The organism is Thermodesulfovibrio sp. TK500a (assembly GCF_055381765.1).
Genome location: NZ_AP041606.1, coordinates 216,975 through 241,472 on the forward strand (window position 1 = coordinate 216,975; position 24,498 = coordinate 241,472).

Annotated in this window: 22 protein-coding genes; 3 read left to right on the forward strand and 19 right to left on the reverse strand. The window is 36.6% G+C overall.

Features of this window, described 5'->3' with window-relative positions; genetic code table 11:
• Positions 1–2: 2 nt before the first annotated feature.
• Positions 3–1,253, reverse strand: coding sequence for a glutamate-5-semialdehyde dehydrogenase (locus ACZ430_RS01125; RefSeq protein WP_297213835.1), 1,251 nt, complete (start codon positions 1,251–1,253; stop codon positions 3–5).
• A gap of 98 nt (positions 1,254–1,351) precedes the next feature.
• Between ACZ430_RS01125 and ACZ430_RS01130 the strand changes: the two genes are divergently transcribed.
• Positions 1,352–1,534, forward strand: coding sequence for a ferredoxin (locus tag ACZ430_RS01130; protein WP_297213837.1), 183 nt, complete (start codon positions 1,352–1,354; stop codon positions 1,532–1,534).
• 43 nt (positions 1,535–1,577) lie between these two features.
• Here ACZ430_RS01130 and ACZ430_RS01135 read toward each other — a convergent pair whose 3' ends face one another.
• The 18 genes from ACZ430_RS01135 to ACZ430_RS01220 all read right to left on the reverse strand — a co-directional run bounded on the left by ACZ430_RS01135 (position 1,578) and on the right by ACZ430_RS01220 (position 20,718).
• Positions 1,578–2,138, reverse strand: coding sequence for an NUDIX hydrolase (locus tag ACZ430_RS01135; RefSeq protein ID WP_297213840.1), 561 nt, complete (start codon positions 2,136–2,138; stop codon positions 1,578–1,580).
• Positions 2,139–2,147: 9 nt separating this feature from the next.
• Positions 2,148–2,489 (reverse strand): histidine triad nucleotide-binding protein, encoded by a 342-nt coding sequence (locus ACZ430_RS01140; RefSeq protein WP_297213843.1) that lies wholly within the window; start codon positions 2,487–2,489, stop codon positions 2,148–2,150.
• 1 nt (position 2,490) lies between these two features.
• Positions 2,491–2,820 (reverse strand): phosphoribosyl-AMP cyclohydrolase, encoded by a 330-nt coding sequence (gene hisI, locus ACZ430_RS01145; RefSeq protein ID WP_297213848.1) that lies wholly within the window; start codon positions 2,818–2,820, stop codon positions 2,491–2,493.
• Complete coding sequence (cimA, locus tag ACZ430_RS01150; protein WP_297213851.1) at positions 2,813–4,405, reverse strand: citramalate synthase; 1,593 nt, start codon at positions 4,403–4,405, stop codon at positions 2,813–2,815. The genes hisI and cimA overlap by 8 nt, the downstream gene beginning before the upstream one ends.
• A gap of 99 nt (positions 4,406–4,504) precedes the next feature.
• Complete coding sequence (locus ACZ430_RS01155) at positions 4,505–5,239, reverse strand: 4Fe-4S dicluster domain-containing protein (RefSeq protein ID WP_297213854.1); 735 nt, start codon at positions 5,237–5,239, stop codon at positions 4,505–4,507.
• A 10-nt stretch (positions 5,240–5,249) separates the two neighbouring features.
• Positions 5,250–8,312, reverse strand: coding sequence for a formate dehydrogenase-N subunit alpha (gene fdnG, locus ACZ430_RS01160; protein WP_297213856.1), 3,063 nt, complete (start codon positions 8,310–8,312; stop codon positions 5,250–5,252).
• Positions 8,313–8,546: 234 nt separating this feature from the next.
• Positions 8,547–9,974, reverse strand: coding sequence for a sigma-54-dependent transcriptional regulator (locus tag ACZ430_RS01165; RefSeq protein WP_297213859.1), 1,428 nt, complete (start codon positions 9,972–9,974; stop codon positions 8,547–8,549).
• Positions 9,964–11,112 (reverse strand): PAS domain-containing sensor histidine kinase, encoded by a 1,149-nt coding sequence (locus ACZ430_RS01170; protein WP_297213862.1) that lies wholly within the window; start codon positions 11,110–11,112, stop codon positions 9,964–9,966. The genes ACZ430_RS01165 and ACZ430_RS01170 overlap by 11 nt, the downstream gene beginning before the upstream one ends.
• Positions 11,109–12,131 carry a phosphoribosylformylglycinamidine cyclo-ligase gene (gene purM, locus ACZ430_RS01175; protein WP_366934826.1) on the reverse strand — a complete coding sequence of 341 codons (1,023 nt, stop codon included), beginning with the start codon at positions 12,129–12,131 and terminating at the stop codon, positions 11,109–11,111. Before purM ends, ACZ430_RS01170 begins: the two co-directional genes overlap by 4 nt.
• Positions 12,132–12,133: 2 nt before the next feature.
• Entirely contained in the window at positions 12,134–12,991 is an 858-nt protein-coding gene (gene nadC, locus ACZ430_RS01180) for a carboxylating nicotinate-nucleotide diphosphorylase (RefSeq protein WP_297213868.1), read from the reverse strand.
• Positions 12,991–13,470, reverse strand: a complete 480-nt coding sequence (locus tag ACZ430_RS01185; protein ID WP_297213871.1) for a hypothetical protein — start codon at positions 13,468–13,470, stop codon at positions 12,991–12,993. The genes nadC and ACZ430_RS01185 overlap by 1 nt, the downstream gene beginning before the upstream one ends.
• Positions 13,471–13,481: 11 nt before the next feature.
• Positions 13,482–16,310 (reverse strand): valine--tRNA ligase, encoded by a 2,829-nt coding sequence (locus tag ACZ430_RS01190; protein WP_297213874.1) that lies wholly within the window; start codon positions 16,308–16,310, stop codon positions 13,482–13,484.
• A complete protein-coding gene (locus ACZ430_RS01195; protein WP_297213877.1) occupies positions 16,303–16,803 on the reverse strand; it encodes a DNA-binding transcriptional response regulator in 501 nt (166 codons plus the stop codon). The genes ACZ430_RS01190 and ACZ430_RS01195 overlap by 8 nt, the downstream gene beginning before the upstream one ends.
• Positions 16,800–17,426, reverse strand: coding sequence for an MlaC/ttg2D family ABC transporter substrate-binding protein (locus tag ACZ430_RS01200; RefSeq protein ID WP_297213880.1), 627 nt, complete (start codon positions 17,424–17,426; stop codon positions 16,800–16,802). The genes ACZ430_RS01195 and ACZ430_RS01200 overlap by 4 nt, the downstream gene beginning before the upstream one ends.
• Positions 17,423–18,790: a TolC family protein gene (locus ACZ430_RS01205; RefSeq protein WP_297213883.1), complete on the reverse strand. Its 1,368-nt coding sequence runs from the start codon at positions 18,788–18,790 to the stop codon at positions 17,423–17,425. The genes ACZ430_RS01200 and ACZ430_RS01205 overlap by 4 nt, the downstream gene beginning before the upstream one ends.
• Entirely contained in the window at positions 18,771–19,214 is a 444-nt protein-coding gene (gene mlaD / locus ACZ430_RS01210; RefSeq protein WP_297213888.1) for an outer membrane lipid asymmetry maintenance protein MlaD, read from the reverse strand. The genes ACZ430_RS01205 and mlaD overlap by 20 nt, the downstream gene beginning before the upstream one ends.
• On the reverse strand, positions 19,211–19,951 hold the full coding sequence (locus ACZ430_RS01215; RefSeq protein ID WP_339943119.1) for an ABC transporter ATP-binding protein: 741 nt from the start codon (positions 19,949–19,951) through the stop codon (positions 19,211–19,213). Before ACZ430_RS01215 ends, mlaD begins: the two co-directional genes overlap by 4 nt.
• A complete protein-coding gene (locus ACZ430_RS01220; protein ID WP_464910612.1) occupies positions 19,948–20,718 on the reverse strand; it encodes an MlaE family ABC transporter permease in 771 nt (256 codons plus the stop codon). The genes ACZ430_RS01215 and ACZ430_RS01220 overlap by 4 nt, the downstream gene beginning before the upstream one ends.
• A 163-nt stretch (positions 20,719–20,881) precedes the next feature.
• Between ACZ430_RS01220 and ACZ430_RS01225 the strand changes: the two genes are divergently transcribed.
• Both ACZ430_RS01225 and ACZ430_RS01230 read left to right on the forward strand, forming a co-directional pair.
• On the forward strand, positions 20,882–21,862 hold the full coding sequence (locus ACZ430_RS01225) for a DUF128 domain-containing protein (RefSeq protein WP_297213898.1): 981 nt from the start codon (positions 20,882–20,884) through the stop codon (positions 21,860–21,862).
• Positions 21,863–24,496, forward strand: a complete 2,634-nt coding sequence (locus ACZ430_RS01230; RefSeq protein WP_464910613.1) for a CBS domain-containing protein — start codon at positions 21,863–21,865, stop codon at positions 24,494–24,496.
• Positions 24,497–24,498: the final 2 nt, after the last annotated feature.

Sequence of the window (24,498 nt, forward strand, 5' to 3'; positions counted from 1 at the left end):
TGTCATTCTCTCAACTGTCCGCTACCGAAAACGATAAATTTCATGCATGTAAGTTCTTCAAGACCCATGGGCCCTCGGGCATGTATTTTATCTGTAGATATACCTATTTCAGCTCCAAGTCCAAACTGGTATCCGTCGTTAAGTCTTGTAGAAGCATTTACAAAGACTGCCGATGAATCTACTTCTCTTAAAAATCTCATTGCCCTTTCATAATTTTTTGTTACTATTGAATCTGAGTGGGCAGAACCATACTTTGCTATATGTTCCATAGCCTCATCCATATCTTTTACTACCTTAACATTTAGAATAAAGTCTAAGTATTCTTTACTGAAATCCTCTTCTGTAACTTCCTTTACACTCGGATATATTGCTTTTGTTTTATCGCATCCTCTTAATTCCACTCGAGCCTTTTCAAATCTCTTAAGCATTTTAGGTAAAAATTTTTTCGCTATAGGTTCATCAACAAGCATTGTCTCCATTGCATTACATGTAGCAGGTCTCTGAACCTTAGCATTGAAACATATTTCTTCTGCCATTTTTAAATCTGCTTCTCGGTCAACAAATACATGACAGACTCCTTTATAGTGTTTTAGAACGGGAATCCTTGAATTTTCAGTGACAGTTCTTATAAGTCCTTCACCTCCCCGAGGAATAATAAGGTCAATTAACCCCTCCAGTTTTATCATCTCTAAAACAGCCTCTCTCTGAGGAATATCCAGATAGGTTACAACTCCTTCATGCATTCCTTCATCCCGGAGAGCATCTTTTAGAATTTTTACCAAGCACACATTAGAATTTATCGCTTCAGAGCCTCCTCTTAACACCACAGAATTACCAGCTTTAAGACATAATCCTGTCACATCTACCGTCACGTTTGGCCTTGCTTCGTATATAACGCCTATCACTCCAATAGGAACTCGCATTCTTCCAACCATCATGCCATTAGGTCTTAGCCACATCTTTGTTATCTCTCCTACTGGGTCCGGAAGGGCAACAACTTCATTAAGTCCTTTAACCATTTCAGATATTCTCTTTTCCGTGAGAGTCAGTCTGTCAATAAGAGCCTTTGAAAGTCCTTTTTTCTCAGCATTAATCACATCTATTTTATTTGATTCTATTAATTCCTTTTCTCTCTGTTTTATGTAATCAGCCATTTTCAGAATTATTCTGTTTTTAAGCTCGGAAGATGCTTTAGCTATAAAACGAGATGCTTCCTTTGCTTCCTTTGCCTTCTTCAAAATCTTTTCTCTCATAACAAATTACCTCCTTTTGAAAATTTTAATTTGCATATTTTAACTTTTTTTGTTATATTTTATGAAAACAAATTCACAAAAAGGAGGTGACTACTATTATGGCAACACCAGTAGTCGATTACGATCTCTGTGTAGGATGTGGAAGCTGCGCAGAAGTTTGTCCTGAAGTATTTGAAATGAGAGATGATAAGGCTTGGGTTATTGGACCAGACAAATGCTCAACTTGTGACTGTCAACAGGCAGCAGACCTTTGTCCATCTCAGGCAATTAGATTTGAGTAGAAGAATTGATAGGGTAGAGTCTAAGACTCTGCCCTATCAATATTTATTTGATATACCTTTTTGCAAGCTCTAAGAAGCCGTATATTTTCAGGTCTATTAAATCACCTTGTTCTCTTCTTTCTCCCAAAAAATCAAAAGCTTTTTTATGATTGATTTTAAGCACTTCTATAAGTTCTGATTCGTCTGGAGGATATTTTTTCCGTAAGTCTTCTGGAGCTTCTTTTACATTTTTGGCTACATAAACAGTTATTACCTCCGTTGAAAGACCAGAGGATACAGGACCTTCGGCAAGAAAGAGAATATCATCACATATTAGGCCAGTCTCTTCAATTAGTTCTCTCCTCGCTACTTCAATTAATGCCTCTTTTTTATCATTTAATCCAGCGGGAAATTCTATTACATATCCACCAAAGGCTGGTCTAAACTGTCTAATAAAGACAAATTCTCCTGCCGATGTTATTGGAATTACAATTACAATACCTTTACTGTTTTTTCTCTCTACCGCTTCCCACTTTCGTGTATGGCCATCCCGGTCAATAAAAGTGATTAAGACTATTCGTAGAAAATTACCTTCCCATAGTGTCTCTTTTTTAATTATTTTCATTTTCCATTTCTATCCAGGAGGCCAGTGCATTACTCTTCCCGCAAGAAGATGAAAATGGAGATGAAAAACAGTCTGTCCGCCTTCACTATTGCAGTTAACAACCACTCTGAAGCCTTTTTCATCAAAAGCCATTTCTTTGGCAATTCTCTTAGCCACAAGGAATATATGTCCGATTAATTCTTTATCAGACTCGTTTATATCAAGAATAGTGGAATAGTGTTTTTTAGGTATTATGAGGATATGAACCGGAGCCTGTGGTGCTATGTCATGGAAAGCTAAAACATGTTCATCCTCATATACTTTTCTCGATGGGATTTCACCATTTACAATTCTACAAAACAGACAGCTCATTTTAATCCTTTTTTAGAGGGATTTCTCTGTAAAAACAGGTTCTATTACCTGTATGACAGGCACCGCTTCCGTGTTGCTTAACCATTACAAGTAGGCAATCGGCATCGCAGTCATATAAGATAGATTTAACTTCTTGAACATTTCCAGAGGTTTCTCCTTTTTTCCAATATTTCTTTCGAGAACGAGACCAGAAATGAGTATAACCTGTCTCTAAAGTTCTTCTCAGGGCTTCTCTATCCATATATGCAACCATTAAAACCTCCTTTGTATCAATCTCTTGTATTACAGCGGGAATTAATCCCTTTTCATCAAAACTTAGATTTTCAAGCATTCGAGTTCTCCCTTTTTGATTTTTCCTTATAAAGTTTGTACTCTATCCCATCAACAATAGCCTGCCAAGATGCTTCGATTATATTTTCAGAAACACCAACAGTGCTCCAAACATCTTCATCATCGCCAGATTCTATTAAAACTCTAACCTTAGAAGCTGTTCCTTTTCCTGAATTAACAACTCTGACTTTGTAGTCCTTTAATTTAACCTTTTTAAGCTCTGGGTAAAATCTTTCGAGTGCCTTTCTTAAGGCATTATCTAAAGCATTCACAGGACCATTACCAGTAGCAGCGGTATGTTCTATATTCTTACCAACCTTCACCATTATGGTCGCCTCACTTAAAGGCGGTTCATCCCACTTTCTTTTTTCATCGATAACTCTAAATCCTATCAAGTCAAAAAATTTTCTCTTTAAACCCAATGTCTTTTTGAATAAAAGTTCAAGTGATGCATCAGCTCCTTCGAATTGAAATCCCTCATTTTCTAAGTTTTTCACTGCATCTACGATTGCTTGAACATCAGGAGAATTAGGGTCAAGAGAAATATTAAACTCCTCTGCTTTTTTCAAAATATTACTTTTACCTGCCAGGTCAGATACCAGAACTCTTTGTCTATTTCCTACCAGTTGAGGCCTGATATGCTCGTATGTTTCAGGTCTTTTTCTTATAGCACTTACATGTACTCCTCCTTTATGAGCAAAAGCACTTTCACCGACAAAAGGTTGTCTTTTAAAAGGAGTTAAATTGGCTATTTCATATACAAATCTTGAAATCTCCGTTAGATTTCTTAATTTTTCATCATCAATACACCGAAAGCCAAGTTTAATCTGTAAATTCGGAATAAGGGAGCATAAGTTGGCATTTCCACATCTTTCGCCAAAACCATTCATAGTTCCTTGCACATGAACAGCTCCATTTAGTACAGCTACGATACTGTTTGCTACTGCGCAATCTGAATCATTATGGGCATGAACACCGAGAGGTGCTCGAATTTTTTCTTTTACTTTTATCATTATTTCGGAAATCTCATGAGGCAGAGTGCCTCCATTTGTATCACATAAAACAAGACAATCTGCACCAGCCTGCTCAGCTACCTCTAAACATTTTTGGGCATACTCTGGATTGTCTTTGAAACCATCAAAAAAGTGTTCAGCATCAAAAAATACTTTATTAACGTATTTTTTTAAGTAAACTATGGTGTTATATATGAGCGATAGATTTTCTTCGAGAGAAATCTTCAAAGCTTCTGTTACATGGAAATCCCAGCTTTTTCCAAATATTGTTATAATTTCGGTTTCAGAGGCAATCAAGGTCTTAATATTTGCATCATTTTCAATTTTTAATTTTGGTCTGTGGGTGCTACCAAAGGCTACTATCTTAGAATTCTTAAGATTTAGCTTTTTAACTTTTTTGAAAAACTCGGCATCCTTTGGATTTGAACCAGGCCATCCTCCTTCAATATAATGAACTCCCAGCTCATCAAGTTTTTCAGTGATTTTTAACTTATCTTCAAGAGAAAAAGAAATATCCTCTGCCTGAGCTCCATCTCTCAGGGTCGTATCGTATATTTCAATTGTTCTGTTCATAGCTGTAATATATTAAATTTTTGTTATATTTGGCAAGAAATTATTTTAATTGGTAAAGAGAAAGGAGAGCCCTTTAAAGAGCTCTCCTTAGAAGTTATCTTATTTCTCAGTAGATTTGTGCGCCAGATATCTGACAAAAGTTGATGCTGTTGAGTCACCTCTTCCTACAAGTGTCCTCAATACAGAACCCCAGAATGCAACAGACTCAGAAATTTTCGGAGACTCTGCAAGTTTATAAATCTTTGGAGAGTCAGTCAAAGCAAAGATAACTCCAAGACCGCCAAGTTCTGTCTCTCCATAGATTTTATATTTCTTTGCCTTTGCCTCTTTTAGCAATGCATCCCTGTCTCCGTATCTTATAGCTCCGGTTGGGCAAGTTTTTGCACAGGCAGGTGTTAATCCTGCACGAACTCTGTCAATGCAGAGGTGACACTTGGCAATTTTGCCTTTTCCACCCTGGTCATACCTGGGTATATCAAATGGGCAGGCAGACTTGCAGGCATGACAGGCGATGCATTTGTTTTTATCATAATAAACAATGCCCGTGTCTTTGTCCTTTATGAGCGCGCCAACTGGACATATCTGTACACAGGCAGGCTCACCGCAGTGCATACAGCGCTGACTTACAAATAGCCACTTTACACCTTTCTGGTCAGCATGCTCAATGAATCTGATTTTATTGAAATTGTTACCATCTAAATCTGGTGGATTTTCGTGGGTTCCGTTGTTTTTTGTCTTGGTTGCAGGAAGCTGATTCCACTCCTTGCAGGCTACCTGACAGGCTCTGCACCCTACACATATATCTGGTGTTATTAACAATCCCTTACGTGCCATGTTTCACCTCCTATGCCTTCTCTATGTTTACCATGAATGCCTTTGATTCAGGAATCATGGTATTGGGGTCACCAATTGTTGGTGTAAGCAGGTTTGCACTGTCTCCGCCTGAGCCATCCTCTGGGAATTTCCATCCGTAATGCCATGGTAATCCTACTATGTGAATAGTCTGCCCAAGAACTTTCATTGGTTGAAGCCTTGGCGTGATAATTGCTATTGCCCACAGTTTTCCCCTTGCAGAAGACACTATTACCTTATCTCCACTCTTTATTCCTTTTTCCTTTGCAAGCACAGGGTCTATCTCAGCAAAAATCTGGGGCTCAAGCTCTCTGAGCCAATCAGTATGTCTTGTCATAACTCCTGTCTGCCAGTGTTCTGTTACTCTGTAAGTAGTTCCTACATAAGGATATCTGGTGTCGCAGTAAACAAATACGTCTGTGTCTGCATCAAAGAGCTTTACTGTTGGATTAATTCTATGCTTCTTGTAAAGAGGATTTTCCTGGAAAGGACACTCAAGGGGCTCATAATGCACCGGAAATGGTCCATCGGCCATGCCAGGTCCGAATATAGCACCTACACCAAGCGGCTTCATTATGAATGGCAGTTTTCCACCTTCAAGAGCAAGAGGCGGCTGAGGTCCATCAGCAATGTCTCCAACCCATTTTTTATTAGCTGCATCCCATTTAATTACAGCTCTCTTTGGATCCCATGGATTACCTTGTGGGTCAACGCTGGCACGGTTGTAAATAATTCTTCTATTTACTGGCCATGACCATGCCCAGTTGGGGAAAAGTCCTAATCCTGTTGGGTCTTCTTTGCCCCTTCTTGCCATCATATTGCCAGCGTCTGTATAGCTACCACAGTATATCCAGTTACCACAGGCTGTTCTTCCATCATCAAGAAGTAATGCAAAGGAAGGAACTTGCTGTCCCTTCTTGTAAGCCTTCTTGTCATTAGGATGCTCAGGCACATCGGCTGTAAAGTATCCGTTAATCTCTTTGGCAACTTTGTGAACATCAACATGTTTAATTTTTCCGTTTTTGTCTTTTTCACCGTAATCCCAAGTTAAGTGCAAGATAGGATCAGGGAATGCTCCTTTTTCTTTCTCATAAAGTTTCTTTACTCTAAAGTAAAGCTCATTAATTATCTCTGCATCGGGCATGCACTTGCCAGGTGGATTTACAGCTTTATATCTCCACTGGGCTATTCTTCCAGAGTTGGTTACACTTCCCTCTTTTTCAACAGAAGCTGCACAGGGCAGGAAAAATACTTCTGTTTTTATCTTCTTTGAATCCATGCCAGGGCCTTTCCAGAAGGAAGAAGTTTCATTATCCCAGAGATTGACGCATACAAGCCAATCAAGCTTTGCAAGAGCCTGTCTTGTTTTGTTGGAATTAGCACCAGAACATGCAGGATTCTGCCCCCAAGCAAAGAAGCCTTTTATTTTGCCCTTATACATCTGGTCAAAAATCATAAGCCATGAGCAGTTCTGTGTGTCATCTCTCTTTGGCAGATAGCTATAGCAGTAGTCATTCTCCTTTGTTGCCTTATCTCCATATATTGCTTTGAGATAACTTACAATATATTTTGGTCTGTTGCTCAACCAGTTGAGGCTCTTAGGTTCTTTTGTTTTCGGTGTATATTTTTCAATATAAGTTTTAAGGTCAACATCGCTTGCAACAGGAGTTGGATTATATCCGGTCAGAATATGGAAAAGAAGACCCGCATCAGTTGAACCTTGAACGTTGGACTCTCCTCTTAGAGCATTAATTCCACCACCTGCCATTCCCATGTTTCCAAGAAGAAGTTGAATAATTGACATGGCTCTTATGTTCTGGGCACCAACTGTGTGTTGAGTCCATCCCATTGCATAACATTCTGTCATAACCTTGTCTGGTTTACCTGTAGAGGCAAGAATTTTATAGCACTCTTCTATTTTGTCTTTTGGAGCTCCTGTTATATTGGAAACAACGTCAAGTGTATATCTTGAATAAATTTTTCTAAGTAATTGAAATACACAGTGTGGGTCTTGAAGCGTTGGGTCCTTTTTAGGAATTCCATTTTCATCAAGTTGGAACTTCCAAGTAGCCTTGTCATACGCCCTCTTTTTCTCATCGTAGCCTGAAAAAACTCCATCAAGTTCATCGGGCAGTTTAAAGTTAGGGTCAACAAGGAAAGAGGCATCGGTGTAATTTAATACATAGTCTTTGAAGTAGAGATTGTTATCAATGATGTATTTAATCAATCCTCCTAAAAATACAATGTCTGTTCCAGAACGTATCGGGACATAGAGGTCTGCTTTTGCTGCTGTTCTTGTGAAACGAGGGTCAACTACGACAAGCTTTGCTCCCCTTTGCTCTTTTGCTCTCATAATCCATTTCATAGCAACGGGATGATTTTCAGCGGGATTACCTCCCATTATTAAAATTACATCTGCATTTTTGAGGTCTGTGTATTGATTGGTCATTGCTCCTCTACCAAACGACTCTCCCAGAGCCGCTACAGTAGGGGAGTGTCATATACGGGCTTGATGTTCGATGTAGACCAATCCCCATGAACGGAGTAATTTCTGAAGTATATAACACTCCTCATTGTCAAGAGCTGCTGAACCCACATGAGCAATAGCATCAACCCTATTGACTACCTGGCCTTTTTCATTTTTAACAATGAAATTCTTGTCTCTTGTTTGTTTTATGAGCTTTGCAATTTTATCTAATGCTTCATCCCACGAAATCTTCTTCCACTGATTTGAACCTGGAGCACGATAAAGAGGTTCTGTAACTCTGTATGGATTATTAGCCATCTGATAAATTGAAGCTCCCTTTGGACATAGAGCACCCTCATTAATAGGACCGTCTGGGTCACCCTCGGTGTTGACAACCTTACCATCCTTTACAGACACAATAATACTACAACCTACTGAACAGTAAGGACATACAGTAGTTGTCTCCTTAGCACCCTTTGTTCTCAGCTCAGCGGCATAAGCTTTTGTGGGTTCAAGATTAAGTCCCAATGAGCTGAGAAGAAGAGCACCAGTGGAGATTTTCAAAAAACTTCGCCTTGTAAGCTCCATATTACCTCCTCCTTTAAAATTTTTAAATAAAAAAGGGATACCCTAAGGCTTTCCACCTCAAGAGTATCCCCCCTCTCCCGATTAAATTTATTAGGGGGCTGTATGGAAAATTTAATCGGTTCATCTAAACTTTATTAGTTACAATTATCGTGCCAATAGATTTCCACCTATAATCAATGAGTTATGAAATAAGTGGGTGCAACTTTTTTTGCTAACAAGCGGAAGTGTAAAAAATTATTTCAGGGAGGCTCTATTGCTTTTCAGTCTCTTATTTAAAGCTTGTCGAGTAATTCCGAGCATAGATGCTGCAATTCCCTGATTACCCTGTGCCCTTCTCATTGCCTCTTTTACCAATAAGTCCTCCATTTCTCTTAATGTAGGAAGCTTATCGGGAAATCTCATTTGAATATAGAATTTTACTATCTCACTTTTAAATTCATTATCAAGAGCACTGCCTATGTCTATTATGTCTTTGAAAATTTCCAATGAAAGGACATTGGAAGAACATCTTGTTACAGCGTCATAAACTAACATTTTCAACTCTCTTATATTGCCAGGAAAGGTATAATTACTAAGAAGAATTAAGAGTTCTTCAGGGTATTTGGGAGGTTTTTTACCTAAAGAAATAGCAGCTTCTTTTATGAAATGGTCTAACAAAACGGGAATATCATCTTTTCTCTCTCTAAGTGGAGGTAGGTGAACATGATGAGCTTTAAGTCTAAAGAAAAGGTCTTTTCTGAATGACCCCTTCTTTACCATTTCTTGAATGTTTTGATTCGTCGCAACTATTATTCTTGTATCTGAAATTTTAGGAATGTCTGAACCAATTGGATAATAAATCTTTTCCTGAAGAACTCTTAAAAGTTTTAATTGAGATGGTTCAGTAAGGTCACCAATCTCATCAAGAAATAGAGTTCCACCTTTTGCTTTAGCAATTAATCCTTCCCTATTAGAAATTGCTCCTGTAAAAGCACCTTTTTTATGTCCAAAAAGAGTATCAGAAAACATGTTATCATCAAGACCTGCCACATTTATTGCCACAAAATCACCCTTCTTTCCACTGATTTTATGTATTGCTCTTGCCACAAGTTCCTTTCCAGTTCCTGTCTCTCCAGTTATTAATACGGGTTGCTCAGTTTTTGATATAACTTCTATGTATTTAAACAATCCCCTCATTTTCTGATTGACAGTAATAATTTCAGAAAAGTATTCTTCATTCTCAAGTTTATCTTCGATTAGTCTATATTTGAGCCCAATTATCTCTTCCCTTAACCTATTCATCTCAAGAGTATTTTTAAGAGATGAGAGTAGTTTATTAGGTTCTACAGGTTTTACTAAATAGTCAGAAGCCCCCATCTTTATACATTCTACCGCTGTATCTATCTCTTTAATTGCTGTTATTATTATTACCGGTATTTCTGGATACTCGACAGTTAAGAATTTAAGAAGTTCAAAACCTGAAAGATAAGGCATTGATAAGTCAAGAAGAATTAGAGAGAATGACCTTTCCTTTAAAACTAATGGCAATTCTCTTGCATCTTCAAAGAGTGTTATATCACTTATTCCAGATTGCTTTACTATGAGAGAATAGGTATAGAGAGATTCTTTTTCATCATCAACTATTGCTATGCTGTAGTTAAAATTTTCCTTTTTAAGACTCATAGGGTAAGCATATCTTTACTGCTGTGCCTTTATTTTCCTCTGAGTTGATTAATATTTCACCCCCAAATTCTTCTACTATGGACTTTGAAAGATAAAGCCCCAGTCCAGAGCCTCCGGTTGAATATTTTGTAGAGAAGAAAGGTTCGAAAATATGAGGCATTATGTTTCGGGGTATTCCAATGCCTTCATCTTTAATTTCTATAATTACTTTATTCCCCTCAATACCTGTGCAGACTGACACACTTTTATGTCTATCTGGCAAAGACTGAAGGGCATTTGTAAGGAGATTTATTATAACCTGTTCCAGTTTTTGTAAGTTACCTTTTACTTCAGGAATAGAATCTAAGAGATGAATATTAAAATTTTCTGTATACAAAAAGATGTGATGATTCAGTATGCTTATAACTCTCTTTATGACCTCATTTACATTAATCATCGAGAGTTCGGATTTAAGGCCTTCCCTTATATATTTTTTAAAATCATCTATTGTATCTGAAATCCTGTTTATTCCATCGATAAGAGACATCATAAGCCTCGGAACTACTTTATTAACCTCTGCGGAAGGAATACCACCTAACAGAAATTCGTTATTTTCACTTTCGTGTTCTCTAATGAGTTTAAAGACATCATTCCAAGTCTGAAAAACTATCTTGAGATTGTTTACCATAAAATTGCAGATGTTATTTATTTCATGAGATATACTTGAGGTTACGAGGTCAACGGATTTTAGTTTATCCTGAAGTATCAACTGAGCGTTCTTTTTACGCCTTTCTTCCTTTTGTTTTATTTTTTCAGTTATTTCTTGGAATGTTAATACTACCAATCTTTGCTCTTCATTTGGTATGGGGTATAGATTGAAAAGCAAAACTCCTTTTGTGTCATCATTTTTTTGATAGGTGATTACTCTTTTTTCCTCGATACTGTAGCAATCTTTTATTAGCTTTATAAAGTTTAGATATTCATCTTCCTGAAATAAACAAGATAAATTCCTTGCTTCCCCGAAAAAATCCTTCGCCTTTTCATTGGCATATATAATTTCATATCTCTCTGGGTCAAATATTATTAACGGTGACAAGTAGGATTCTATAAATTTTGACAATACCTCTGTTATCGTAGTTTCTGTAAGAAAAATCTTCATTTTATTTCTACTTCTCTTGAGCCTTCTCTGGTTTCACCTATCATATAGCTCTCGTATCCCTCTTTGCTTAGGATTTTTATAGCTTCATCAGTATTTTGTTTATCTACTATAAAAATAAATCCTATTCCCATATTGAACACTCTATACATCTCGGAATCACTTATCCTCCCTGTTTTCTGAATAAAATCAAATATTGGATTTATATTCCAACTATTTTTGTTTACTACAGCTGAAATGTTAGAAGGAAAAATTCTTGGAAGATTGCCTGTAATTCCTCCGCCTGTTATATGAGCCATTCCCTTAATATTTAATCTGTCTTTGATTGCATTAAATGCATTAACGTATATTCTTGTTGGTTTAAGTAATTCGTCTGCAAGTAAACAGCCAAGTTCGGGAATATACTGCTCAAGTTTGAATTTTCCTATCTCAAATAGCACCTTTCTTGCGAGAGAAAAACCGTTGCTGTGTAATCCCGAGGAAGCAACTCCTATGATAGCATCACCAACTTTTATATCTGAGCCGTTTATTATTCTCTTCCTTTCAACAATCCCAACGGCAAAACCTGCCATATCATATTCATTTTCCCTGTAAAAACCTGGTAGTTCAGCGGTCTCACCTCCAATTAGAGCACAACCTGCCTGCCTACAGCCCTCTACTATACCTTTTATTACCTCCGATGCTTTCTCTGCTTTCAGCTTACCTGTAGCAAAATAATCAAGAAAAAATAAGGGCTCTGCTCCTACGGTTAAAATATCATTGACACACATTGCAACAAGGTCTATACCAACAGTATCATGTTTATCTACCTCAAAGGCTATTTTAAGTTTTGTTCCCACCCCATCGGTGCCACTAACTAAGATAGGCTCTTTATATTTCGATATATCAAGTTTAAAAAGTCCTGCAAAAAGGCCTATGTCAGTAAGAACCTCCTTACGAAATGTTTTTCTAACCATAGGAGAAATCATGCTTACAAATCTATCTGCTTCATCAATATCAACGCCGGCTTTTTTATAGGTAATGCTCATAGAACCTCCCTAATTTTCATACTAATATCAACGGCTTTTGCTGAGTGTGTAAGTGCTCCAATAGACACAAAATCAACGCCTGTCGAGGCTATCTCATGTATATTTTCAAGATTTACTCCCCCAGATACTTCAAGCAAAACCTTGCCCTTTGCTATTTGCACTGCTTTTTTTATACTCTCCATATCCATATTATCAAGCATTACTATGTCTGCACCTTCTAAAACTGCTTCCTTTAACTCTTCAATATTCTTGACCTCTATTTCAATTTTCTGATGAATAGCTTTTTTTTTGGATAGCTTTATGGCATCTTTTACAGAACCTGTAATTTTAATGTGGTTGTCCTTTATTAAGACAGCATCATAAAGGGCAAATCGGTGATTAAAACCTCCACCTACACGGACAGCATATTTTTCCATGAATCTCATACAGGGAGTTGTTTTTCTTGTATCGAGTATTTTTATATCATATCCTTCTGTTTTCCTCACAAACTTGGATGTCAGTGTAGCAATACCAGAAAGTCTCTGGAGGATATTAAGGGCAATACGTTCTCCTGCAAGTAATAGCCTCGCATTACCCTTCAATTCAGAGATTATTTCTCCCTTTTTAACAAAATCTCCATCGTTGCAATAATCTATGAAATCCACACCATCTGATTTGAGCTTAAAATATGAAGAAAGAACTACAAAAAAACGTTTTATAAAAGGTAAACCAGCTAAAATACAATCTTCTTTACAAATTATATGAGCTTTAGCAAAAGTATCTTCTGGAATTAGTAGTTCCGATGTTATGTCTCCATTTCCAATATCCTCTAATATTGCAAGGTTAAAAAACTTATCAACAATAGGATTAAACATCATCTTCTGAGGAAAAGTCTTAAGATACCAAAAATTCCTCCAGCAACTGCTGTTACAGCAAGAGCGCTTTTCCAGTCAAAAAGAGTTGTTATATTACCTTCAACATTTTTACCCACCACAATTAGAGCTGCTGAATTCTTAACTTCCACATTATTGCCAATTACTAAACCGGCAGCTGATTTTTTTATTTTTGCCTCTTCCTTTCCTATTGACAGGGGACTAAATGAAAAATTTATTTCTGTCTTTTCTCCCATAGAAACTCCACTTATACATTGATTCATGCTTATATCTGTTGCTTTAACAAAACCTATAGCACCTTGAGTTATCTCGGCCTTCTCCGCATCAACACTTAAAGCGCATACCTGTTGCATTTCAGCGCTCCCTGCTTCTACGGCTCTAATAGTGCTCTGTTTTACATTCATGAACTCAGCTTCAGCTATATCCATATTCTGACTTTCGATTTCTATTTTTTGCTCCATTTTTTTACCTCCTAATTGAGTTCTTCAAGAACCTTAAGATTCTCTTTTATTTTATCACTTCTCATAAGAAGTTCTTCATATTTTGACCTATCCTTCTCCACAACATCCTTAGGAGCATTCTTTATGAAATCTTCATTCATAAGTTTTTTGTTTAAAAATTTTATCTCTTCTTCGGTTTTTCTAAGTTCTTTAAGAAGTCTATTTTTCTCCTTTTCTATGTCTATCATGTCTTTTACGGGGATGTAGATTTCGAAATCTCTCTCAACAGCTATGGCGCTACCCTTTTGCCTGATTATGTTACCTGCAATTTCCAGATTATTCACTTTCGCAAGCTTATTTATAAATTTAGCTGATTCTTTCAGTATGTTATTCACTTCTTCATTGAAGGTTTTTATAAAAACGTCTACTCTTGCTGATGGAGGGATGTTAAGTTCTCCTCTTATGCTTCTTATGCCAGATATGCTATTGATAAGATGGTTCATCTTTATTTCAGAGTTTTCATCTCTTGATATGTCCTCTGCTTTAGGGTATGAGGATATCATTAGAGATTTGTCTTTTTTTAAGATATTAAGCCATATCTCCTCTGTCACAAATGGCATAAAGGGATGAAGAAGTTTAATTATATTTTCAAATACGAAAAAAAGACAGTTTACAGTGTCTTCCTTCGTATCATCTTCAGAATAGAGTATAACTTTAGAAAACTCAATATACCAGTCACAGAATTCATGCCATAGAAATTGATAAATAGCTCCTGCAGCATCATTAAATCTGTATGCTTCAAGAGCCCGATTTGTCTCATGTATTGTGAATGAAAGCCTTGAAAGAATCCATTTATCCTTAAGCTCTCTAACTTCATCAACGGAAACAGTATCTTTCGTTCTTAATTTAGAAAAGCCCATGATGAACTTCATGGCATTCCATATTTTATTTATAAAATGTCTATAGCCTTCTACTCTATCTTCTGAAAATTTAATATCCCTTCCTTGCGCCGCAAAGGCAGCTAAAGTGAACCTAAAAGCATCTGCTCCATATTTTTCTATCATTACTAAAGGGTCAACTACATTTCCTTTAGACTTACTCATTTTCTGCCCTTTCGAGTCTCTTACAAGTGCATGAATATAAACATCTTTGAATGGGACTTCTTTCATAAATTTCATTCCCATCATAATCATTCTGGCAACCCAGAAAAATATAATGTCAAAACCTGTAACAAGCACACTTGTTGGATAAAACCTCTTCAGTTCCTCTGTTTCCTCTGGCCAACCAAGAGTAGAGAAAGGCCAGAGAGCTGAAGAAAACCATGTATCGAGCACATCTGGGTCTTGAATAAACTCTTTACTTCCGCATTTAGGGCATTTTTCTGGTTCTTCTCTACTTGATAAAGGTATAATCTCTTTGGGAATTTTTATTATCTTAGCTTTGCCTTCAATCTCTTCTTTTGATATTCCATAACTTCTTAATTCAGAGAAACTTCCACCCCATACCTCTTTTTCTCCTAATTTGATAGGTTTGTAGAAGAGAATTTCGATTAGTCTTCCCTGTTCAACTCCATCTGGCGTTTTGCAGTCAGTACAGTACCAAACAGGAATTCTATGTCCCCACCAAAGCTGTCTGGAGATACACCAGTCTCTTATATCCCTCATCCATGCATAGTAGTTGTTTATCCAGCCCTCAGGAATAAATTTTATTTGACCTTCCTGCACAACCCTTACTGCTTCATCTGCAAGAGGTTTGATTTTTACATACCACTGAACTGTTTGGAAGGGCTCTATTATCGTTTTACACCTGTAACAGTGTCCTACTGCATGTTTATGTTTTTCAATCTTTTCAAGAAGTCCTAATTCAGTAAGGTCTGTAATTATCTTATTTCTTGCCTCATATCTGTCTATTCCCTCGTATTTACCTGCTTGAACAGTCATTTTACCCTCTTCGTCAATAACAGATACATAAGGAAGTGAATGTCTCTGAGCTATTTCAGCATCATTGAAATCATGGGATGGTGTGACCTTTACCGCTCCTGTTCCAAACTCCATGTCTACGGATTCATCAGCAATTACGGGAATTTCTCTGTTTACGAGAGGGAGAATAAGAGTCTTTCCGATTAAATTTTTATATCGCTTGTCTTCTGGATTTACAGCAACAGCAGTATCTCCGAGCATTGTCTCTGGGCGGGTTGTAGCTACGATAATGTAATTGTTTGGATTTTCTCTAAGGGGATATTTGATATAGTAAAGCTTGCCTTCAATTTCCTCATGTTCAACTTCAAGGTCTGAAAGAGCGGTATGGCATCTCGGACACCAGTTAATAAGCCGCAAATCTCTGTATATTAAACCTTCTTCAAAAAGCCTTATAAAAACCTCTCTTACGGCATTACTTAATCCCTCATCCATTGTGAAACGCAAACGAGACCAATCGCAAGATGCACCTATTCTTTTTAATTGGTCAATTATTCTTCCTCCACAGGCATCTTTCCACTGCCATACGCGCTGAAGAAACTTATCTCTGCCAAGCTGATACCTGTCAAGACCTTCCTGAAGAAGCTGTCTTTCCACGACGTTCTGAGTTGCTATTCCTGCATGGTCTGTTCCTGGAAGCCATAGACTACAGTATCCGAGCATTCTTTTCCATCTTATGAGGATATCCTGTAAGGTTGCATTTAAAGCATGCCCCATGTGCAGTGTACCTGTAACATTTGGCGGTGGAATGACTATACAGTATGAAGGGGTATTTTTGTCTTCATGAGGTTTAAAAAAACCCTTTTCTTCCCAGTAATTATAAAGTTTTGTCTCAATTTCAGCGGGTGAGTAGCTTTCTGAAATAGAATTCTTATTGTCAAGCATTTTTCCTCTCTAAAACCTCCATAAATTCTCTAAGAATATTTCCAACTTCTTTTCTGACAATTTCATTTAGATAAGGCTTCAATTTTTCCACTAAAACTTCAATTTCCTCTAAGGGCTTAGGTTGAACTTCACTTTTCGCTGGCTTTATGTTTAGAGAAATCATTTCTCTAAACTCCTCTTCTCCGAGAGGACTTACAAGAATCTCTACTCCAAGATTTCTAAAAGCCGACAAATCCATAGAAGAATAAAAATTTATCACTAATACTATAGGCAAAAGGAGAGAGTATTTTTCTCTGACCTCTTTACAAAGATTTAATAATCGCTCTCCTCCAACTTCCTCATGACACATGACAATATCTGGCTCAAAGTATGACATTTTTCTCAGAGCTTCTTCTTCATTAGAACAAGAAAAAACTGTAACCTCTTGCTCTACTAAACTTCTTTTTATAAAGTCATTCAAAAGAGATTTTTTTTCAATTAACAAAATTTTCATGCTTTCTCCCTTGTTATTTCTTCAATTTGTTTTGATTTCATTCTTTTGATAAGTTCCTGATAGGAATGGTTACGAATAATCTTATTGAACTGAGAACGATAATTACTCACAAGGCTTACTCCCTCAATTACTACATCATAGACTTTCCATTCCTTTCCGTTGAAGAATAATCTGTAGTCTATTGGTATTTCTTTTTTATCACTGGTTATAATTCTTGTTCTTACTTCAGCGTATTGATTGTTATCAATTTTTTCATCCAGATATAAGACCTTTTCGTCTGTATAGGACTCTATTTTTCCACTGTAAGACCTTTCAAGAAGGTCTTTAAATAGTTCGACAAACTCTTTTCTTTCGTGAGGAGTTCTCTCCCTCCAGTAAACTCCAAGAGAGCGTTTTGCCATCTCTTCAAAATCAAATATTTTCCCTATTTCAGTTCTCAAGGCTTCTCTTCTTTTGTTAGCTTTTTCTTTACCCTTATATTTTGGATTTTTGAGAATAGAAATTACATTATCTACGGTAATCTTAACCTGTTCTTTTGGAGAGAGCTGAGCAAATACTAAAGAAAAACTAATAAAGGGAATGACCATTAACATTAATATGAATATAAAACTTCTTGTTTTCATTCTTTTACCTCCCTTTCCTCTTTATCCAGTCCTGACAGTTGATAGAGATTTGCCATTGCCATTTTTTGATTGTAAAGAGACCTTAGATGATTGACCCTTGTTGTAGCATATGCAAGAACTGCATCGGCTAAATCTTTTGTTTCTCCAATACCCATGTCCAAGTTGGCATCAGCTGTTACCAACCATTTCTTTGCATTCTGAAAGGCCTCTTCCATGTCTTTAGCTGTCTTGGTTGCTTCTAAATATTCTAAATAGGCCTTGGTAATCTGAACGGGGATACCCTGCTCGGCCAGTTTTTTCTTTTCCAGTATTTTTTCGTATTCTATCTGAGCCTCTCTTATTTTGCCTTTAGTAATTCCAAAATCTATATTTAGCTTCATTCCAAGAACTGCTGCTATATAAGAACTATTAAGGGGGTCTGAAATATAGGGATTATGGATTTTATCTCTATTCGTTGCTCCAGAAAGGTTGCCTTTTATGAGAGCAAAAATCTGGGGATACTGATTACTTTTCTCCACATTAACCAACGCTTCTTTTGCTTTGAGCCCTTCTCTTATCTGGATTATTTCAGGTCTGAGAGCAAGTGCTTTATTTATCATTTCTTCTTTATTTATTTGAGCCTCCTCATACCTTAGCGAAGGTGTGATTATATTAACTCTTTGCGTTAAAGGAATTCCTGTCATGAACTTCAAAGCTTCTGTAATAAGAGCTTCATTTTTTTCAATTTCGTTCAGGTTTCTTTTAACCTCTCCCAGATAGGTTTTCAATTTGTAAAGCGTAAGTTCGTCTGCGGATGGAATGTCTTTTTTTAAATCCTCTGTTGTTTTCTTTATGGCCTTCTCAAGTTCTTCTTTAATTTCCGTAGCAAGCCCCTTTAACTCTCTTACAAGGGCTAAGCTCCAGTATAGCTCTTTTGTCTTCAGAATAATCTCTGAACGTTTTTTTTCCAGCTCTGCCTCTGAGACTTTAATACCCCCCTCTGCAGCGGTTTTGTAGCCCGTAATCTTTCCGAAAGTGTAAATTGGCTGTAAAACTTGCATAGTAATCATGCCAAAAACGCCATTGATAGTTGTTGATTTAACATCTGTCTTAATTTCTGGAGAAAGGGTCTCTTTTTCTGCTTTTGGTGACGGACCACCTATGGCCATTAGTTCAATCTGAGGCAAGACAGCACTTTCTGCCTGGCTTAGCTTTGCTTTGTAAATTTCAATATCTTTCTTGTATTCTCCCAATTCTGGATGGAATCTAACAGCTCTCTCAATACAACTCTTCAAATCAAGGGAAATATTTTCCTCTGCAAAAGCCCACCCTGTAAAAAGAAAAACGAACAGAACAATTGAGGTTTTAAATTTTACCGAATACATATTTTGATAACACCTCCTCTATGTCTATTGAAGATTCTGTTTCTCTTATTCTACCACCCTTAGCAATGTATCTGTCAGAACCTCCAGGAGTTATTTGAATATATTTCTCTCCTATTAGCCCCTTTGTTCTAATTGAGGCAATTGAATCATCGGGAAGTTTTATAGAACTCCTTATCTTAATCTCTACAACGGCATGATATTTATCGTTAATAGAAACTCTTTCGACCGAACCGATTGGAACGCCAGCTATTTCTACTACTGAGCCCTTTTTTATTCCTCCAACCTTGTCGAACTCGGCATATATCGTATATGAATCTGCTGAAAAGAGCTCTATTTTGCCAAGTCTAAAAGATAGATAACCAAGAGCTAAAATTCCAATTAAGACAAAAATTCCAACGGCTATCTCAATATTTTCCCTTTTCATTCAGTACCTCCATTTTCTATTCCAAGTATAAAGTTTTTTACAACAATTTTATTGCTGTTTTTTATCTCCTCGGGCGTGCCAACTTCTACAATCTTTCCATCGTGAAGCACCGCAACTTTATCGGAAATTTCAAAGATTTCTGGAATTTCATGACTTATGATTATGCCTGTAAATTTATACTGTTGCTGAGTATCTCTTATTAGTTTATGAATCGAGTGAACTAAAATAGGGTCAAGTCCTGTTGTAGGCTCATCAAAAAGTATAATCTTAGGTTTAGCAATTAAGGCTCTTGCAAGGGCAACTCTTTTTTTCATTCCTCCACTTAGTTCAGCGGGATATTTATACTCCATGCCGAGAAGTCCTACATCATTAAGAGCAGTCAATACAGCCTCATGAATTGTTTTCCTGTCGAGCTTGGTCTTTTCCCTTAGAGGAAATGCTACATTATCATAAACAGTCATTGAATCAAACAAAGCTCCTCCCTGAAATACAACACCAATATCTGAGCGTATTTCATCAAGCCTGCTTCCCTTTAATTTTGTAATGTCCTCACCCTTCACTAATATCTTTCCTCTGTCAGGTTTAAGGAGACCAACAATATGTTTGAGCAAGACCGATTTGCCTCCTCCACTTCTTCCTATAATAGCTGTTACTTCGTTGTCATTAATCTTAAGATTAACTCCTTTTAGAACTTCTTGCGTTCCAAAGGATTTATAAAGTTCTATTATTTCAATCATAACAGAATTGCTCCAAGAATATAATCCCAAACAAGAATTACGACAGATGATAAAACGACTGCATTAGTTGTAGCCCTGCTTACACCTCTTGCTCCATAGCCTGTATTATATCCCATAAAAGTGCATATCCATGTAACGAGAAGTCCGAAGCTCAGAGATTTATAAAGACCTATTCTTATATCTTCCATGTCCACATAGAGCTCCATCTGAGCAAAATATGTTCCTTCGCTTAGACCTAATGCATGAACAGATACAAGATATCCGCCGTAAATTCCAACTACATCGAAAATTGCCGTCAACAAAGGAAATGTTGTTATACCTGCAAGAATATTAGGAACAATGACGTATTTAAAAGGATTGACTGCCATTACTGTAAGTGCGTCTATCTGCTCAGTTATTCGCATTATTCCAATTTCAGCTGTAACAGCAGAACCTGCCCTTCCCGTTACCATTAGGGCGCATAAAACCGGCCCTAACTCTCTTATTAAAGATAAAGCCACTACAGGTCCAAGGAGAGCCTCTGCTCCGAATTTGTTGAGAGCATAAAAACCCTGAAGTGCAAGCACCATTCCGCTGAATGCGCCTGTAAATACAACTACGATAATTGATTTGTTACCAAAAAACCTTATCTGTCTTAGTAAATTTCGAAATTTGAAAGGAGGATAAAGGGCATGATAAATTGATTCAGCGAGGAAAATTGAAATTTTCCCCAAAAATGCGAGTAGTTGAAAAACCTTTTCACCTAAAAACTTGAAAAAAACTAACATAGGAGATTTTAAGATATCCATTTATTCTTTCTTTTGTCAACATTTAAATTGTTTGGTATGGTTTATTAAACAAATGAATTTTTCGGCAGAAAATTTCCTAATTTTTTTCAATTAAAATGAACCCATGTTATAATTTTTAGGATAAAGGTTAGCGGGAGGAGAAATGAATCGCACACTTATGTCAATACTTAAAATTCTCTCAAAGGAGAATAAAATAATTGGTTCAAAGGAGATATCAAAAAAACTAAAAATGTTTGGTGTTAATCTTTCAGAGAGAACTGTTAGATACCATCTAAAAATTCTCGATGAAAGAGGACTTACAAAAGTTTTTGGCAAGGAAGGAAGAAAAATTACTGATAAAGGCAGAAAAGAACTTGAAACAGCAAGCACCGTTGAAAAAGTAGGTTTTATAATAAATAAAATTGAAACCTTAAGTTATCAATCGGATTTCGACCTTGAATCAATGAAAGGTAAGCTTATTCTTAATGTTACTTACATACCGAAAAATAAATTTCGGAAGGCTTTAAAGGCAATGGAAAGTGTTTTTGCCTCTCCTTATGTAATGAGTGATAGAATTTTAATTTTAGAGAAAGACAGTGAAAACATACTTGTGCCTGAAGACCATATATGTATAGGAACTGTTTGTAGCGTTACTCTTAATGCCATCTTGCTAAAAAATGGTGTGCCTATAATATCACGCTTTGGAGGTGTTCTCGAAATAAGAGATAGAGAGCCCTATAGATTTGGAGCACTTATTAGCTACGATGGAACTTCTCTTGACCCCTTAGAAATTTTTATTAGAGGTAAAATGACAGATGTTTTAGGTGCAATAAATAGCGGTTCTGGTAGAGTTCTTGCAAGTTTTAGAGAAATTCCAATCGTATGCATAGATAAGGTGAAGGAAATTTATTCACTAATGCAGAAAAGAGGATTTCAGGGAATAATGATGTTTGGCGAACCTAATCAACCCCTATTAGATATACCCGTTGGTATGGATAGAGTGGGCATTATCGTAGTGGGAGGGCTAAATCCAATAGCAGCAATTGAAGAAAGCAATATTCACACATATACATCTGCCATATCAACGCTCTATGATTGTAGAGAGCTTATTCCTTTCGAAGAAGCAATTGAACAATTCAAATAAATGCAGGTAATTACTACCCATCTTAATGCAGATTTTGACTCCCTCGCATCCTGTATGGCAGCGAAAAAATTATATCCTCAGGCAGTTGTAGTGCTTCCAGGCTCTATGGAAAAAAGAGTAAAACTATTTCATGAAAGCTTCAAACTCTTTGAAATAAAAAAATTAAAGGAAATTGAAAATGAAAAAATAAACACCTTAATTATAGTTGACACCAGAAGTATAGCAAGAATAGGCGAATTATCCCATTTTTTAAAGCCAGAAGTCAAAATTCATCTTTATGACCATCATCCTCCAGGCGATGATGATATAAAAGCAGACTTTGAAATTACTGAACCGATAGGAGCTTTATCCTCTCTTTTTACAGAAATTTTTCGAAAAAAGGAAATTGCCATCTCACCGATGGAAGCCACTCTTCTCTGCTTAGGCATCTACGAGGAAACAGGCTGCCTGTTATTTCCATCTACCACTCCGAGAGACTTAGAGGCAGTATCATATCTTCTAAAGAGAGGTGCCAATTTAAACATCGTATCGCAATTTCTTAAGGAAGAACTCACAAAAGAAGAGATTACTCTCTTCAATGAACTTTTAAAAAATCTCGATGAACACATCGTAGGAGAAAAGAGAATACACATTACCCACGGTGTTATCGACTTGTCAAAGGATATCTCCCACATAGCTCATAAACTCATGGAACTCATAGATACAGATGCACTATTTATAATTGTAGGAATGGAAGATAAACTCCTAATAATAGGAAGAAGTAACATTCCGGAAATCGATGTGGGCAGTATACTGTCAATTTTTGGTGGAGGTGGTCATTGGGCTGCAGGAAGCGCGACAATAAGAGACATGCCGATTAATCTTCTTATTGAAGAGATTATCGAAGGAATAAAAAATCATGTTAAACCTTTAAAATTAGCTAAAGACCTAATGACTACGCCTGTAATTTCTGTTCAGTGGGATATTCCCATTAAAGAGGCCGAAAAAATCATGACCAAGTATGGAATTAATGCAATGCCTGTAGTAAAAGAGGAAAGCTACATGGGAGTTATCACAAGAGGAGTAGTTGAAAAGGCTATTTTTCATGGGCTTAAAAAATCGAAAGTCTCCGATTTTGCCACAACAGATGCTTATACTGCTGAAGAAGACACTCCAATTATGGAGATAGAAAAAAATATGGTAGAACTTAATCAGAGATTTGTGCCTATTCTAAGAGAAAATAAAGTTGTTGGTGTTATAACGAGAACAGATATACTACGGAATTTATATGAAGAACTCATGAGAAAATTCAAACTCTCTCAGCCAAAACAGGAAACATATGAAGAAGTTAGAAGAAATATAGCAAATCTGCTACAAGAGTTTTTCCCTAAAGAAGTCTATGAGATTTTATTGAAGGCAGGAGAACTTGCCGATGAACTTAACTTTGGCGTGTATCTTGTTGGAGGTTCTGTAAGAGATATTCTCATGAGAATTCCCAGTCCAGATGTGGATATAGTTGTTGAAGGAGATGGAATAAAGTTTGCTTATAGGCTTGCCGAGAGGATAAAAGGAAAAGTAACCCCCCATCCTCGATTTTCAACAGCAAAAATAATAAAAGAGCTATATAAGAATGGTAAAACATCAGATTTCCACATAGACATAGCAACAGCAAGAACAGAATACTATGAATCACCTGCTGCTTTACCAAAAGTTGAAACTTCATCCATAAAAAAAGATTTATACAGACGGGACTTCACCATAAACGCACTTGCAGTCAAATTGAATTCACAAGATTTTGGTTTACTTCTGGATTTCTTTGGAGGACAGAGAGACATAAAGGAAAAAAGAATAAGAGTGCTTCATAATCTGAGCTTTGTGGAAGACCCTACAAGAGCAATCAGGGCTATTAGATTTGCAGAAAAATTAGGATTTAGAATATCAAAACATACTGAAAACCTAATAAAACTTGCCGTTAGAATGGGTATTTTTGAAAAACTGAAAGGTTCAAGACTTTATGATGAGCTTTTATTACTTTTAAGGGAGACTTCGCCTCCGAATTCATTAAAAAGAATGCAAGACTATGGTTTAATAAAAGTAATACATCAATCTCTTGACGAAAAGTATGTCTCTATCGATATATCTAAAGCATATGAAACTCTACAAGGCATAGAACTTCTCTACTTAAAAGAAAATTACAGGAAAGAACTTATTTACCTTATGGTTCTGTTATGGAGACTTAAGGATACAGAGAGAGAGGAAGCACTTGAGAAAATATCGCCCCCAGAACACATTAAAAAAGAGATTATAGATAGTATTTCTACCGCTCGCAACACCCTTAGATTACTCATAACAGACCAACCAGCCCAAATTTACACAATCCTGAAACCCCTTAAAATAGAAACAGTCATTCTTGCTATGATATTCGCCTCAGAAGAACAGAAGAGAAGAATTTCTCTATATCTTACCAAACTAAAAGATATCAAGCCTTCTATAACTGGTAATGAATTAAAGAATCTTGGCATAACACCAGGGCCGAAATACAGAGAAATCTTTGATACAATCCTCAAAGAAAAACTTCTCGGTAGACTTCAATCAAAAGAGGAAGAAATAGAGTATGTAAGAAAGATTTTAAATGAGGAGATGAGAGAAAATTGAAA

Excerpts from the sequence above, each read along its gene's own strand:
- ACZ430_RS01125 (WP_297213835.1), bottom strand. The coding sequence starts at position 1,253 with ATGAGAGAAAAGATTTTGAAGAAGGCAAAGGAAGCAAAGGAAGCATCT.
- ACZ430_RS01130 (WP_297213837.1), top strand. The coding sequence starts at position 1,352 with ATGGCAACACCAGTAGTCGATTACGATCTCTGTGTAGGATGTGGAAGC.
- ACZ430_RS01135 (WP_297213840.1), bottom strand. The coding sequence starts at position 2,138 with ATGAAAATAATTAAAAAAGAGACACTATGGGAAGGTAATTTTCTACGA.
- ACZ430_RS01140 (WP_297213843.1), bottom strand. The coding sequence starts at position 2,489 with ATGAGCTGTCTGTTTTGTAGAATTGTAAATGGTGAAATCCCATCGAGA.
- hisI (WP_297213848.1), bottom strand. The coding sequence starts at position 2,820 with ATGCTTGAAAATCTAAGTTTTGATGAAAAGGGATTAATTCCCGCTGTA.
- cimA (WP_297213851.1), bottom strand. The coding sequence starts at position 4,405 with ATGAACAGAACAATTGAAATATACGATACGACCCTGAGAGATGGAGCT.
- ACZ430_RS01155 (WP_297213854.1), bottom strand. The coding sequence starts at position 5,239 with ATGGCACGTAAGGGATTGTTAATAACACCAGATATATGTGTAGGGTGC.
- ACZ430_RS01165 (WP_297213859.1), bottom strand. The coding sequence starts at position 9,974 with ATGAGTCTTAAAAAGGAAAATTTTAACTACAGCATAGCAATAGTTGAT.
- ACZ430_RS01170 (WP_297213862.1), bottom strand. The coding sequence starts at position 11,112 with ATGAAGATTTTTCTTACAGAAACTACGATAACAGAGGTATTGTCAAAA.
- nadC (WP_297213868.1), bottom strand. The coding sequence starts at position 12,991 with ATGTTTAATCCTATTGTTGATAAGTTTTTTAACCTTGCAATATTAGAG.
- ACZ430_RS01185 (WP_297213871.1), bottom strand. The coding sequence starts at position 13,470 with ATGGAGCAAAAAATAGAAATCGAAAGTCAGAATATGGATATAGCTGAA.
- ACZ430_RS01190 (WP_297213874.1), bottom strand. The coding sequence starts at position 16,310 with ATGCTTGACAATAAGAATTCTATTTCAGAAAGCTACTCACCCGCTGAA.
- ACZ430_RS01195 (WP_297213877.1), bottom strand. The coding sequence starts at position 16,803 with ATGAAAATTTTGTTAATTGAAAAAAAATCTCTTTTGAATGACTTTATA.
- ACZ430_RS01200 (WP_297213880.1), bottom strand. The coding sequence starts at position 17,426 with ATGAAAACAAGAAGTTTTATATTCATATTAATGTTAATGGTCATTCCC.
- ACZ430_RS01205 (WP_297213883.1), bottom strand. The coding sequence starts at position 18,790 with ATGTATTCGGTAAAATTTAAAACCTCAATTGTTCTGTTCGTTTTTCTT.
- mlaD (WP_297213888.1), bottom strand. The coding sequence starts at position 19,214 with ATGAAAAGGGAAAATATTGAGATAGCCGTTGGAATTTTTGTCTTAATT.
- ACZ430_RS01215 (WP_339943119.1), bottom strand. The coding sequence starts at position 19,951 with ATGATTGAAATAATAGAACTTTATAAATCCTTTGGAACGCAAGAAGTT.
- ACZ430_RS01220 (WP_464910612.1), bottom strand. The coding sequence starts at position 20,718 with ATGTTAGTTTTTTTCAAGTTTTTAGGTGAAAAGGTTTTTCAACTACTC.
- ACZ430_RS01225 (WP_297213898.1), top strand. The coding sequence starts at position 20,882 with ATGAATCGCACACTTATGTCAATACTTAAAATTCTCTCAAAGGAGAAT.
- ACZ430_RS01230 (WP_464910613.1), top strand. The coding sequence starts at position 21,863 with ATGCAGGTAATTACTACCCATCTTAATGCAGATTTTGACTCCCTCGCA.